Source organism: Agrobacterium tumefaciens (assembly GCF_009649785.1).
In the GTDB taxonomy this organism is placed as follows: domain Bacteria; phylum Pseudomonadota; class Alphaproteobacteria; order Rhizobiales; family Rhizobiaceae; genus Agrobacterium; species Agrobacterium tumefaciens.
This window is the reverse complement of record NZ_WJOK01000005.1, coordinates 158,918-172,925: the sequence shown is the minus strand read 5'-3', so window position 1 is coordinate 172,925 and position 14,008 is coordinate 158,918. Positions and strand designations below refer to the sequence as shown.

The 14,008-nt window shown below is 58.0% G+C and carries 9 protein-coding genes; 3 read left to right on the top strand and 6 right to left on the bottom strand.

Going from position 1 to position 14,008, the window contains the following annotated elements:
• Nucleotides 1-44: 44 nt before the first annotated feature.
• On the bottom strand, nt 45-1,421 hold the full coding sequence (locus GH784_RS07385) for an MFS transporter (RefSeq protein WP_111782544.1): 1,377 nt from the start codon (nt 1,419-1,421) through the stop codon (nt 45-47).
• Nucleotides 1,422-1,527: 106 nt separating this feature from the next.
• On the bottom strand, nt 1,528-6,288 hold the full coding sequence (locus GH784_RS07380) for an NAD-glutamate dehydrogenase (protein WP_065705117.1): 4,761 nt from the start codon (nt 6,286-6,288) through the stop codon (nt 1,528-1,530).
• A gap of 541 nt (nt 6,289-6,829) precedes the next feature.
• Between GH784_RS07380 and GH784_RS07375 the strand changes: the two genes are divergently transcribed.
• Nucleotides 6,830-7,399, top strand: a complete 570-nt coding sequence (locus GH784_RS07375) for a CarD family transcriptional regulator (RefSeq protein WP_003492641.1) — start codon at nt 6,830-6,832, stop codon at nt 7,397-7,399.
• A 62-nt stretch (nt 7,400-7,461) separates the two neighbouring features.
• Here the strand turns inward: GH784_RS07375 and GH784_RS07370 are convergent, their stop codons facing one another.
• Nucleotides 7,462-7,965 (bottom strand): L,D-transpeptidase family protein, encoded by a 504-nt coding sequence (locus tag GH784_RS07370; protein WP_153793313.1) that lies wholly within the window; start codon nt 7,963-7,965, stop codon nt 7,462-7,464.
• 286 nt (nt 7,966-8,251) lie between these two features.
• Between GH784_RS07370 and GH784_RS07365 the strand changes: the two genes are divergently transcribed.
• Together GH784_RS07365 and GH784_RS07360 are read left to right on the top strand one after the other, a co-directional pair.
• Nucleotides 8,252-8,935, top strand: coding sequence for a response regulator transcription factor (locus GH784_RS07365; protein ID WP_003492637.1), 684 nt, complete (start codon nt 8,252-8,254; stop codon nt 8,933-8,935).
• Between the two features lie 117 nt (nt 8,936-9,052).
• On the top strand, nt 9,053-9,508 hold the full coding sequence (locus tag GH784_RS07360) for a cyclic nucleotide-binding domain-containing protein (RefSeq protein WP_013636965.1): 456 nt from the start codon (nt 9,053-9,055) through the stop codon (nt 9,506-9,508).
• A gap of 18 nt (nt 9,509-9,526) precedes the next feature.
• Here GH784_RS07360 and GH784_RS07355 read toward each other — a convergent pair whose 3' ends face one another.
• From GH784_RS07355 to GH784_RS07345, 3 genes are all read right to left on the bottom strand, one after another.
• Complete coding sequence (locus GH784_RS07355; protein ID WP_013636964.1) at nt 9,527-10,330, bottom strand: exodeoxyribonuclease III; 804 nt, start codon at nt 10,328-10,330, stop codon at nt 9,527-9,529.
• Nucleotides 10,331-10,494: 164 nt separating this feature from the next.
• A complete protein-coding gene (locus tag GH784_RS07350; RefSeq protein WP_013636963.1) occupies nt 10,495-11,169 on the bottom strand; it encodes an outer membrane lipoprotein carrier protein LolA in 675 nt (224 codons plus the stop codon).
• A 155-nt stretch (nt 11,170-11,324) separates the two neighbouring features.
• Complete coding sequence (locus GH784_RS07345; RefSeq protein WP_194842954.1) at nt 11,325-14,000, bottom strand: DNA translocase FtsK; 2,676 nt, start codon at nt 13,998-14,000, stop codon at nt 11,325-11,327.
• Nucleotides 14,001-14,008 lie beyond the last annotated feature (8 nt).

Here is a 14,008-nt window from a genome sequence, read left to right as displayed (position 1 = left end):
TGGAGCATTTCGGGTGAGACCCCTCAAATGCTCTCTCCGGTTCTTTAGCTTGCCGCCCGTTCCGGGACGCGCAGCAACAGAACAAAGCCCAACCCCAGAAACACGATGAGGGTGGCCATGCCAATATGTGCGGAGCCACTGAGGTAGGTTGCTATTGAAAAGGACAGCGTCGCCATGAAGCTGGTGGCGCGGCCCGATAGCGCATAGATGCCGAAATAGCGTCCCGCCTCGGCAATGGTGATGTTGCGCGCCAGATAGGAACGCGACGAGGCCTGAACGGGACCGAAGGCGAGGCCAATCAATATGCCATAGAGCAGATAGGCCTTTTCCGCGCCGGTTGCGAAGATGCCGCCATTGTCCGCTGTGGGCAATTGGATCCAGCCAAACAGTGTCGAGCCCTTTCCTGTCGAGACGATGCCGACCGTCGCGATGAGCAGAAGAACCAGGCTGATGAGTATGGTGATCCGCGAGCCAAGTTTCTGATCGACGCGCCCGGCCGCAAAGCAACCCACGATGGCGACGACGTTGAGCAGGATGCCGAAGAGGCCGATTTCCATCGTCGCCCAACCGAACATTCCCGCCGCAAATACGCCACCCAGAATGAGCACGCCGTTGACGCCGTCCTGATAAAGCATACGTGCAATCAGGAACCGCAACAGGACGGGTCTGTCTCGAAGTTCGCGCAGGGTTGTCTTGAGCTCCGCAAGACCAGAGCGGATCGCCGCTCCGAAGGGTAGGCCCCTGTCCGCATCCGGGGTCAGCAGAAACATCGGCAGAATGAAGAGCAAATACCAGATTGCAGCTATCGGGCCGGTTATTCTGGCGTCCTCGCCGGTTGCGGGATCGAGACCGAAAAGCGGCTTGATACCGGCGATAGTCAGCCCTGTCTGTGGATTTGCGGCCAGAAGCGTCACCACGGCAATCAGCACCACCATGCCGCCGAGATAACCGAGCCCCCAGGCGAGATTGGAAATGCGTCCGACATTCTGCGGATTGGTCAGTCGCGGCATCATGGAATCGTTGAAGACGATCGAAAACTCCGCCGCGATGGATGCGAATATCATGCAGACGATGGGCAGGATGATCGGCGAACCCGGTGCTGCAAACCAGAGGAATAAAAGACTGACGATCTTGATGGCGGCAAAAAAGGCGATCCACGGTTTGCGCGCGCCGGACTGGTCGGCAATGGAGCCGAGGATGGGCGAGAAGAGGGCGATGATGATCGAGGAGACCGTCGCCATATTGCTCCATGTCGCCTGCGCCGAAATAGGATCATCGGTGAGGCGGGCGACAAAGTAGGGTCCGAAAACGAAGGTCGTAACGACCGTGAAAAAGGGCTGTGCCGCCCAATCGAACATGACCCAGCCCCAGATGCCGCGTTTGGCAACCACTGTTTCCGCATTTGGGGAGGGGACAGTCATTCATCGTCCTATCGGATATGGGGGATAAAATGCGTGATGCCGGCGCAAACGCTTCATTTATGGCCATCCGGGCCAGTCACCCGGATGGCGTTTGTCGAATGGTCGATCAGCGCGTCTGAACGATATCACCAAGCAGCCCTGCCGCCACTGTCAGGCGGGCGAGATTGGTATCGCCGCTTTCGCTCAGTGCACCGAGTTCCGAGACGATGCGATTGACGCGCACGCGGTCGGCCGCATACCAGGCCTGAACCGGGTCCTTTTCCTTCGCATACTCGGTGAGGGCCGAGATGACGATCCGGCGTCTCGACAAGGCGATCTGGTCCTGGCTGCGCAGAAGAGCCAGGCTCTCGTAGTGATCGGCCGGCGTGATGCGCTGGCTGGCATCCAGCAGCCGCGCGACACGGAAGGTCGAGGAGACCGTGGCGTAGCTTTCGGCGGCGCGGGCAAGCGTCGTGCCCGCATTTTCGGCGATACGCATGATCTCTGGCACATAGACCAGCAGGGAAAGCGTATCCAGCTCTTCCAGAAGGCCAGAGGGAACACCGTCGATTTCCGTGACCCCAAGCTCGCGGCGATATTTCGCCGCTGCCGGCGATAGCGTCTTGATGGCAGTTTTCAGGCGCTCGATTTCGGTTGCCATGTCGCTCGTTCCAGCGCCCACGCTCCCGGTTTGCAAATAAAGCCTGCTTGCATCGGAGTAGATGCGGGTGATCGTGGCATAAAGTCCGTTCTGGACTTCTCCGCCGATCTTTCCGTCAAGCGCGTCGACCTCGCTCCAAAGACGTTTGAGGCCGAAACCGTCCTCCACGATCACCGCTGCCTTGACGACATCCGCCGACAGGAGGCCGCTCGCATCGGCGAGTTTCTGCACGAAGCCAGGGCCGCCGCGGTTTACCACGGCATTGGCGAGCGCTGTCGCAACGATTTCGCGGTGCAGGCGATGCGCCTTGATATCGTCTGCATAGTTCTTCTGCATCTTGGCCGGGAAATAGTCTGCGAGCAGATGCTGGAGATAGGGTTCGTCGGGCAGCGGGCTTGCCACCAGAGCGTCGAACAGTGTCAGCTTGGCATAGGAAAGCAACACGCCGATTTCCGGCCGGGTCAGCGGCTTGCCGGTGGCATATCTTTCGCTGAGCTCGGCATTGCTCGGCAAGGTTTCGACCTTGCGGTTCAGTTGGCCGGTTGCCTCCAGCGCGCTCATCAGGCGGCCGAGTTCTTCCCGGTTTGCAAGCCCAAGCCGCTCCGTCAGCGAGATTGCCAGCGATTGCAGGTAGTTGTTGCGCAGCACCAGCTGCGCCACTTCCGGCGTCATGGAGGCAAGAAGCTGGTTGCGCTTCGGCATCGTCAGGCGACCGCTATTGACCGCGGAGGCGAGGGCGATCTTGATATTGACCTCGACGTCGGAGGAGTTCACGCCGGCCGAGTTGTCGATGGCGTCGGAATTGCAACGCCCACCCGCCAGCGCATAGGCGATACGGCCCTTCTGGGTAATGCCGAGATTGGCGCCTTCGCCGATGACCTTGGCGCGCAGCTCGGTGGCGTTGACGCGGATGGGGTCGTTCGCCCTGTCACCCACCTCGGCGTTGGTTTCCACCGCCGCCTTGATATAGGTGCCGATGCCGCCGAACCACAGAAGATCGGTTGGCGCCTTCAGAATGGCGGTCATGATCTCGAAGGGTGTAGCGACGGATTTGTCGATGCCGATGGCAGCGACGGCTTCCGGCGTCAGCGTCACCGATTTTTCGGAACGCGAGATGATCATTGCGCCTTTAGAGAGCGTTGAACGGTCGTAATCCTGCCAGCTTGAGCGTGGCAATTCGAAAAGCCGCTTGCGCTCAGCGAAGGATTTGTCGGTATTGGGATCCGGATCGATGAAGATGTCGCGATGATCGAAGGCTGCGATCAGCCTGATCTTTTCCGACAGCAACATGCCGTTACCGAAAACGTCGCCGGACATGTCGCCGACACCTGCCACTGTGAAGGGCGTGGTCTGGATGTCGGTGTCCATTTCGCGGAAATGACGCTTTACCGTTTCCCAGGCACCGCGTGCGGTGATTCCCATCTTCTTGTGGTCGTAACCGGCGGAACCACCCGATGCGAAGGCATCGTCCAGCCAGAAGCCGGCGTCGTGGGCGAGGCCGTTTGCCGTATCGGAGAATGTCGCTGTCCCCTTATCGGCGGCGACGACGAAGTAGGGATCGTCCCCATCAAGCCGCAACGTATCGGCCGGCGGTACGACGGCGTCGTCGACGATATTGTCGGTGATGGACAGAAGAGTGCGGATATAGGTCTTGTAGGCTTCACGGCCTGCATTGAAGACCTCGTCGCGGGAGCCGCCAACAGGCAGGTTCTTCGGGAAAAAGCCGCCCTTGGCGCCAACGGGAACGATCACCGCATTCTTGACCTGCTGCGCCTTGACGAGACCGAGCACTTCCGTGCGGTAATCCTGGCCGCGATCCGACCAGCGCAGACCGCCGCGCGCCACTTTGCCAAAGCGCAGATGCACGCCTTCTACTTCGGTTCCGTAGACGAAGATTTCGCGGAAGGGACGCGGATCGGGCAGGCCGTCCAGATGTTTGGGATCGAACTTGAACGCCAACAGGTCACGCGGCGTGCCATCGGTGTTTTTCTGGAAGTAGTTGGTACGAAGCGTGGCGTCGATGGCGTTGACATAACGCCGCAAGGTGCGGTCTTCGTCGAGATTGGGAACACCGCTCAATGCCGCTTCGATCGTCTTGTGCATCTCTGCCAGTTTCTTCAGCCGCTTCTTCTCGTCGATGGACGGATCGAAGCCAGTCTTGAACAGCGCGAAAATATTCCGTGAAATGGCCGGATATTTAAAGAGCGTTTCGGAAATATGCTCCTGGGAATAAACGATTCCGGTCTGGCGCAGATAACGCGCATAGGCGCGCAGGACGGACACTTCGCGCACGGTTAGGCCGCAGGCGAGGATCAGCCGGTTGAAGTTGTCATTATCGACCTTGCCCGAGAAGGCAGCAAGGAATGCTTCTTCGAGTTTCTGTCCGTATTGCGGCAGATCCAGCGTCACGCCCTTGGCGACGGCGAGTTCCATATCATGCAGCACGATGTCGCGCTTTTCGCCATCCGAGATGACGCCGATGTCGAAGGTGCGCTCACTGATGACGTTGAAACCGAGGTTTTCCAGCAGCGGCACACGGCGCGACAGTGGCAGATGGCCATCCCGATGGAAGATCTTCAGCGACAGCGTCTCAGCTGACTGGCCTTCCTGCTGGTAAAACTCGATGCGGACCGGCTCACCCTTCACGGTGGCCAGAATATCCGCCATGTCGCCAATCGCCTCTTCCGGCGTGAAGGCTTCCTGATAGGCCTGATCCACCTCCAGCACCGGTGCACCCGGTTCGGAAAGGGCAACGAAATGGTCTATCCAGCGTGCTGCGATATCGCTGACGGCATCCTCCAGCTTGTCCTGCGCGATACGCGGCGTCTTGCCTTCCGTGCGGCCGACGATGAAATGGACGCGGGCGACAGCGCCTTCGGGGAAGGCCGGGTAATAGGCGGAAATATGCCCGTCATAGACCTTGCTCAGATAGTCGCCGATCTTCTCGCGCACATAGGAATTGTATTCCTCGCGCGGCACGAAGATGATGGCCGAGACGAAGCGGTCGAAACGGTCGATACGTGCGAGGACGCGCACGCGTGGGCGGTCGCTCAGTTCCATGATTTGCTCGATGAAGCGGATCAGAAGATCCGTTTCGATCTGGAAGAGATCGTCGCGCGGATAGGCTTCCAGCGTGTTCTGCAGAATGCGGCCGGAGTGGCTGTTCGGATCAAAACCGAAATGCCGCTCGACATCCGCAATTTTGGCACGCAGCAGCGGGATGTGCTTTACCGAACGCGTATAGGCGGTGGCGGTGAAAAGGCCGACGATGCGCAATTCACCGATGACATTCCCATCCTCGTCGAAGCGCTTGATGCCGATATAATCCATATAAGCGCGGCGATGCACGATGGACTTCACATTTGCCTTGGTGACGATGAGGAAATCCGGACCGTCGAGGAAGGCGAGGATTTCAGGCGTCGTCGTCACGGCGTCCTTGCCAAGGCGCAGCACCCGCACATCCGGATCGCTCAAACTGCCGAGGCCGACGCCGTCACCGCGCTCGATTTTCGCGTTCTTTCCCGTTCCGGAATAGGTGTAATCGCGCATGCCGAGGAAGGTGAAATTGTCGTTGCGAAGCCAGTTGAGAAACTCGACGGCTTCCGCGCGCTCGGTCTTGCGCCGCGAGGAGCCGCGTTTTGACAATTCGTCTAGGGCTTCGTCGAGTTTCGACAGCATGGGCCGCCAGTCTCTGTAGGCGGACTGAACCTGCGCCAGCACGAAACGCAATCTTTCTTCCAGCGCCGTTGCGGCCTGCTGGGTCAGTGGGGCGATGTGCAGCTGGATGAGGCTGATATTCCCGGCGGGATCGTCATCAGGCTCCGCAAGGCGATAACCCGCCTGCGCCGTTTCATCCGGCACCAGAATGGGGTGGACCGCGAGATAGAGGCCGCGATAGCTGCTTGTGACCTCACCCATGACGGAATCGTAGAGGAAGGGCATATTGCGGCCGATAATCGTCAGAACCGTTACCGGAATATCTCGCGGGGTGACGCCCTCCACCTGGGCGATGCTGATATGGGGCGCGTCTCCAGTCCAGCGCGAAAGAGCCTCGAAACTGTGCGCCGCGCTTGCGGCCAGCATTTCGGCGGAATAATATTCTATGTCGTCGGCGCTTGCTCTTCCATAGAGTATACCCGGATCAAGAAATGGCGCGTTTTCGGCAATTGCCTGCTGTCGTGCTTTTTCGATCTGTTTTTCGCGTTTTGGATTATTTCTGTAGCCCATTTGATGTGGATTCCTCCAAAAATCACACTTTAACGTAAAAAAGCACCGTCAATTTGCGGATTTTGCCTTTTCATTCGAATCGGATATTGGCGTGTAATTACGAAGAGTTTAAGAGGCTTTCGTGTTTCTTCAGTTGGGAAGTGAAATTTTTTTGCTTCTTATACGGTAGGGACCGGTTACGAAGCATTTGACAGTATTCCGGTAGCCCATTTATAGGTGGTTCTTTGGCCGCCATGTGATGTTGCGGCCACGGTCGAAGCAAATTATTGATTTGTGCCTATTTTTGTGGTACACCAACGATACTGATCCACAGCGTGGCATTTGTGTGCCCAAAAACACCACGAAAGCAACACCTCTTTTGCACGCGGTTTCCGTGACATATCGAGCGTTTACGTTATCGAAGCCCGCAATGCGGGAAGGTGTGTTTTTGCGTGCACGGCTGGACCAGTGCGGAGTCACCTGACGGTTCCCCCGTCTCATCAGGGCCTGACCGACCCAACCCCGGCGTTGCCGGGTATGTAACAGGGAGTTTTTAGAACGAATGACGACCCAGCAGAAGAAATCTCCAGCACATCACGGTTTCAAAACCGGTGAAGCGATTGTGTATCCCGCTCATGGTGTCGGTACCATTTCTGCCATCGAGGAACAAGAAGTTGCCGGCATGAAGCTTGAGCTTTTTGTCATCGATTTCGAAAAAGACAAGATGCGTCTTAAAGTTCCCGTCGCTAAAGCCGTGAGCATCGGCATGCGCAAGCTTTCCGAAGGCGATTTTGTCGAGCGGGCGCTGAAAGTGGTGCAGGGCAAGGCGCGTGTGAAGCGTACCATGTGGTCGCGCCGCGCCCAGGAATATGATGCGAAAATCAATTCCGGCGATCTTATCGCGATTGCTGAAGTTGTTCGCGATCTTTACCGTGCGGAAAACCAGCCGGAGCAGTCCTATTCCGAGCGTCAGCTTTACGAAGCTGCTCTTGATCGCATGGCGCGCGAAATTGCTGCTGTCAACAAGATGTCTGAAACCGAGGCTGTCCGCCTGGTGGAAGTCAACCTTGCCAAGGGTCCGAAGCGCGGCAAGGCCGTCGAAGAGGACGATTCTCAGGAAGAAGCCGCGTAATCACCGGCTTTCTCTTTTTTTAAAAAAACCCGCCAAGAATGGCGGGTTTTTTTGTGCCTGATCTACAGGATGCGAATTTTCGTACCCTTGCGCATAAGAGGCAGAATGCGCCTCATGTCGCGGGGATGGAGAGCGACGCAGCCGGCGGTCGGCTCATATCCCGGGCGGATCATATGCATGAAGATTGCCGAACCGCGGTTCCGACTTCTCGACGTGATGTTCCAATCGAGCACGAGGCAAACGTCATAAAGGCCGTCCTTTCGCATCATCTCCTCGTGGCTCAGTGCGAAAGGGGACTTGACCAACCTGTTGTAACTGGCGCTGCGTGGCTCGTCGCACCAAAGCATGGATTGCTGCGTCCGTTGCATCGGCAATGTCGTGGCGATGGCGGGGTTACGGTCGCCGCGATAAAATCCGTGCAGCAGGCGCGTGACGGAAATCGGTGACTTTCCATCTCCCTCGCGTTTGAGCACGGTACGGCCGTTGCGCCCGATCGCTGCGGGAAAGGTGAGATGCCCGAGCTGAACGATGGCCCGGCTTATTTTCAAAGGCGCCGGCCGAACCATGAGCGTCGATGCGCGTTTATGTTGCTTTACGGGCTGTCTGCTCATGTTTTTCACGAGATTTTGCTTTGCAGGTTATCTAACGTGAAGTCATAGCACTTCGTAATATCATGGCAATGGGTTGACCTTTTATCGGCAAACCGCTGAATTGGCTGACAATTAGAGCGCCGTGCCTTATTTCGGAGGCACAATGGATGCTCTAACTCTTTTAAACTACGCATTGCGCTTTCCGAAAATCAACGGCGATTTTTGGGCCGATGCGCTAAAGTAAGAAAGGCTGAGAATCCGAATGACGGCTCGCACTATCCTTTTGGTGGACGACGACGACGATCTTCGGGAGACGCTGACTGAGCAACTATCTCCCTATGAGGAATTCTCGCTTCTGAGCGGCGCAAACGCTGCGCAGGCGATGCAGACCGCAAAGACTGCCCAGGTCGATCTTCTGATCATGGATGTCGGTCTTCCTGACATGGATGGCCGCGAGGCGGTGAAACTGCTGCGCAAGGGTGGCTTCAAGGCACCGATCATCATGCTGACCGGGCACGATACCGATTCCGACACTATCCTCGGTCTCGAAGCGGGCGCCAATGATTATGTGACGAAGCCATTCCGCTTCGCCGTCCTTCTGGCCCGCATCCGGGCGCAGCTGCGTCAATACGAGCAGAGCGAGGATGCGGTTTTCACCGTTGGCCCTTATCAGTTCAAACCCAGCCAGAAGCTGCTGACGACTGAAGACGGCAAAAAAATCCGGCTGACGGAAAAGGAAGCGGCGATCATCCGTTATCTGTACCGCGCCGGGAGCGCCGTCGTTACCCGCGACGTCTTGCTGGAAGAGGTCTGGGGTTATAATTCCGGAGTGACGACGCATACGCTCGAAACGCATGTGTATCGTCTGCGCCAGAAGATCGAGCGAGACCCCTCCAATGCCGAAATTCTGGTGACCGAGAACGGCGGATACAAGATCGTTCCCTGAACGAACGCCCTTTCTGCGTCCGAGAGGACGCAGAATATTCTAACATCTTGTCTTTTGAAGGCCGATATCCGAAAACCGCTATAGTGGTGCAGGCGGTTTTCTGGAGTAGCAATCGACATGGCCTTGACGGATGACATCATGCTTCTGGGGCAAGTGCCGTTGTTTGCGGGCTTCAGCGACGATCAGTTGCGGCTGATCGCCTTCGGCGCGGAACGCCGCCGCGTGGCGGCGGGTCAGACTTTGTTCCGGGAACATTCCCCGGCCGAGTGCGCCTTTGCGGTGACGTCAGGCCATTTCGAGCTATTTACGGCCGGGCGGGATGGAAAACCCGCGTTGCAGGCGACACCGGGCAAGGGGGCGCTTCTTTCGGAGCTGGCGCTTTTCACGCTCTGTGAGAGGAAATTCACCGCCATTGCCGCGGAGGATTCCGAGGTCATCCGGATAACGCGCATTCTCTTTCACCGGCTGGTGGAGGAGTTTCCCGAGGTTGCCGATATCGTGACGGCACGCATTCGCGATAATATCGCCGCACTCGCGGCGGGCGCGGCACGTTTGCAGAACCGCTTCTCCTGATTTTAAAGAGCCAGCGCTTCAGAAACGGAAATGGGCCGTAACCGGAACGTGGTCGGATGGCCGGTTCCAGCCGCGTGCTTCGCGCAAGATATCGATCTTTTCAAGCGAAGGGCCGAGATCCTGCGACGACCAGATATGGTCGAGACGGCGGCCACGGTCTGCGGCTTCCCAATCCTTGGCGCGGTAGCTCCACCAGGTATAAATCTTTTCACTATCAGGCACGTTCAGCCGCATCAGGTCGAGCCAGTTGCCCTTCTTCATGATATCGAGCATGCCGTCAGTTTCCACCGGTGTATGGCTAACGATCTTCAGCAGTTGCTTGTGCGACCAGACGTCATTTTCAAGCGGCGCGATGTTGAGATCGCCCACGAGAATGGAAGAAGTGCCGGGCACGCCGTCGGCGCGAAGCGCCTTCATCTCTTCGATAAAATCCAGCTTGTGGCCGAATTTCGGGTTTATCGACCGGTCGGGTTCGTCACCGCCAGCCGGAACATAGAAATTATGCAGCCGTATGCGGCGCGATCCAACCTGAAAAATCGCGGAAATGTGTCGTGCATCGCCTATACCGCAATAGTCCTGACGGTGATCTTCTGTCAGCGGAATTTTCGAAGCGATCGCCACACCGTGATAGCCCTTCTGGCCATGGATGATGACGTGCTCGTAACCGAGCGCCTTCAGCGGCTTCATCGGAAACTCGCCATTCGGGCATTTCGTTTCCTGCAGGCAGAGAATGTCGGGTTTGTAACGCACCAGAAACTGCTCCACGATCGGCATTCTGAGCCTGACCGAGTTGATGTTCCAGGTGGTTATCGAAAACGACATGCATGTGCTCCGCTTCTATAGCCTCGAAGCCGATTGTTTCGAGGCATGTTTCCGGGGCGCAGGCTTATAACATCGCGATGAAAACGGGAATGCATTTTAGCGGCAAAATGAAAAAGGCGACCGAAGGGCCGCCTTTTGAACTGTCGCCGTGGACCGCCCGGCCTTTAGCCGCGTTTGCGGACTTCTTCGTAGTTGATGTTGAAAACGCGTTCGTCGAGGTTAACGCCCGTCTGCACGTTGAAGATCATGACAGTTGTGTCCTTGTTCTGGGCATCGGTCGTCGTCCATTGCCTCAGATCGAAGGTTTTCGGGTCAAACATCAGGGTAATGGTGGAATCGCCGAACACGCTCTTGTCACCCAGTACGATGGTGGTCAGGTCCGACTCTTCCTTCACGTTCCGGACCTTCTGGTTGCTCAGATCGATCTTGTCGGACAAAAGCAGGCTGAGCGGGGTCTTTGACAGTGGATATAAATCCCATGTCTTCAGCTTCATGTTGCCGATGACGACATTCTTGCCGTCGGAGATGACCCGCATGGGCGAGGGGTCTTCATAATTGAATCGAAGCTTGCCGGGCCGTTCTATGTAAAATTTGCCGCCGGTCTGTTCACCGCGCGGGCCAAACTGGACAAACTCTCCCATCATGGTTTTGACCGACGAGAAGTGATTGGCAATTTTCTGCGCGGTCGCGCTGTTACCGGCAGCCTGAGCAAATGCGTTGAGCGGCGACAGGCCGGCCATGACCGCAGCCATGGAAAACGCCGTCAGCACGCCACGTCGCGTCACGCCGTTCTCTGGTGTGTTTGCGGTGGCAATCTCGCCGGTGGTGAGGTCGTTCATTCTGTTCTCCTTCATCGCAGCGATTTTCCGCATAAAGGCGGCGGCTTCATGACGTTGAAAGCGTGTATTAACGCTTCTTCGCCCCGCTTGGTTGCCGTCTTCGCCTCACGCATGTCGTTATCCCGAAACCACGACAGCCTTTTGGGCGACGTGCATTACCGCTCGATGATGTCTGCTTCCGTTGGTACGAGTATTTCGCGTTTTCCGGCATGATTGGCGGGGCCGATGATGCCCTCCTGCTCCATGCGTTCGATCAGCGAGGCGGCGCGGTTGTAGCCGATGCCGAGACGCCGCTGGACGTAGGAAGTGGAGGCCTTGCCGTCCCTCAGCACGACAGCCACGGCCTGATCATAGGGGTCTTCCGAATCGGAGAAATTGCCGGCGCCGGCCGGGCCGCCGCCATTGCCTTCCTCATCGTCTTCCTCGGTGATCGCTTCCAGATATTCCGGCGTGCCTTGCGTCTTGAGATAGGCGACGATCTCTTCCACTTCATTGTCGGAGACGAAGGGACCGTGCACGCGCTGGATGCGGCCGCCACCGGCCATATAGAGCATGTCACCCATGCCGAGCAGCTGTTCTGCGCCCTGTTCGCCCAGAATGGTGCGGCTGTCGATCTTCGACGTTACCTGGAAGGAGATGCGGGTCGGGAAGTTCGCCTTGATGGTGCCGGTGATGACGTCGACGGACGGACGCTGGGTTGCCATGATGACATGGATGCCAGCGGCACGCGCCATCTGAGCGAGGCGCTGTACGGCACCTTCGATATCCTTGCCTGCCACCATCATAAGATCCGCCATTTCGTCGATAATGACGACGATATAGGGCAGGGGCTTCAGGTCGAATTCTTCCGTCTCGTACATTGCCTCGCCGGTCTGGCGGTCGAAGCCGGTCTGCACCGTGCGGGTGAGGATTTCGCCCTTGTCGATCGCCTGCTGCACACGGCTGTTGAAGCCATCGATGTTGCGCACACCGATCTTCGACATCTTCTTGTAGCGCTCCTCCATCTCGCGCACCGTCCACTTCAGCGCCACGACAGCTTTTTTCGGATCGGTAACGACGGGCGAGAGCAGATGCGGAATACCGTCATAGATCGATAGTTCGAGCATTTTCGGGTCGATCATGATCAGGCGGCATTGCTCTGGCGACATGCGGTAAAGCAGCGACAGGATCATGGTGTTGATGGCGACCGACTTGCCCGAACCCGTGGTACCGGCAACGAGAAGATGCGGCATCTTGGCAAGATCGGCGATGACGGGTTCGCCGCCGATGGTCTTGCCGAGCGCCATGGCGAGCTTGGCCTTGCTGTTTTCAAAGTCGCGGCTGCCGACCAGTTCACGCAGGAACACGGTTTCACGCGTCTGGTTCGGAAGCTCGATGCCAATGGCGTTGCGGCCAGGCACGACGGCAACGCGCGCGGCGATCGCGCTCATGGAGCGGGCGATGTCATCGGCAAGGCCGATGACGCGTGAGGATTTTATGCCGGGTGCTGGTTCCAGTTCGTAGAGCGTGACGACCGGGCCGGGGCGGACGTGAATGATTTCACCCTTGACGCCGAAATCCTCGAGAACCCCTTCCAGAAGGCGGGCATTCTGCTCCAGCACTTCCTCGTTCAGCGTATGGTCGCGAACGACGTTCTTGGGTTCCGCCAGAAGATGCACGGTGGGCAACTGGAAACCGTCTGCGGCAATAAAGGAGGCCTGCGCTTCCCTTGCCACGCGCTCGCTGGGCTTCGGGCGTGCGGAAGGGGCGGTTATTCTGGGCTGGCCGCGCCCAGGTGCCTGTCTTGCCACGAACTTCGGGTCGTTCTCGTCCAGGCTGTGGTCGTCCGAGAGAATGCCGTTGGGCAACCGCCGACCGTCTGCGTCCAACGACGGTTCGTCGTCCTCGTCCGCATCATGATCGGGCGCGATGGAGGGAGGCGACATCTGGCGACGGGATGCGGCGCGTTCTTCGAAAGACGGTTCCGCGCGCTGGTCGAGGCGGTTGATCGCCGTCTTGAGGCGGGAGGGTTCGTTCAGCGTGCCGAATTCATATTCGTTGAAATCGTAAGGGTGTTCGAATTCGCCGTGCAGGGATTTCGACTTCAGGCCGAACAGGCGGCGAAGGCGGGCCTGCGAGATGTACCAGTAATGTGCGATTGCGCCGAAGGCGAGAATATTGGCGAAGAAGCCTTCGCCCTCGTCATCGTCTTCTTCCTCGACCTGACGGGTGGCACGGGCCTTGTTTGCGACCGGCGCGCGTTCTTCCTGTTCCAGGTCATCTTCCGGGCGTCCCACGAGACCGGCGGCAAACAGCATCATCAAGGCGGCGGGAGCAGCGAATATAGCGCCCAGCACCGTCGCAATCGTGCCGGTGGGGTAAGCGCCGATGAAGAGAGCAGGGAAGCGCAGGATCATATCGCCGATGACGCCACCGATGCCGTTCGGCAGCGGCCATGTCACGGGCGCGGGAAAACAGCCGAGCGAGGCGGCGCAGACGATGGCGCCGGCGATCCAGGCGACGAGGCGGGCGGGTATCCGGTTGAACTTGCGACCGGCGATCAGGGCGATCGCCCAGGCAATCACCGGCAAAAGCGCGATGATTGCGGAAAGGCCGAGGAACTGCATCACGATATCGGCGAAGATTGCGCCGCCGTAACCGAGAAGATTGGTGGGTTGGTTGCCTGTTGCATAGGACAGGCTCGGGTCCGCCACGTTCCATGTGGCAAGTGCGGTAATCCCCAGCGCAATCGTGGCAAGCAAGGCAAAACCGGCAAGAGCCATGACCTGCCGCACGAAAAACGCCGTCAGCACGAAACGCGTGTGACGACCGTCGAATGTCGGAGAATTCATTCTGCCCA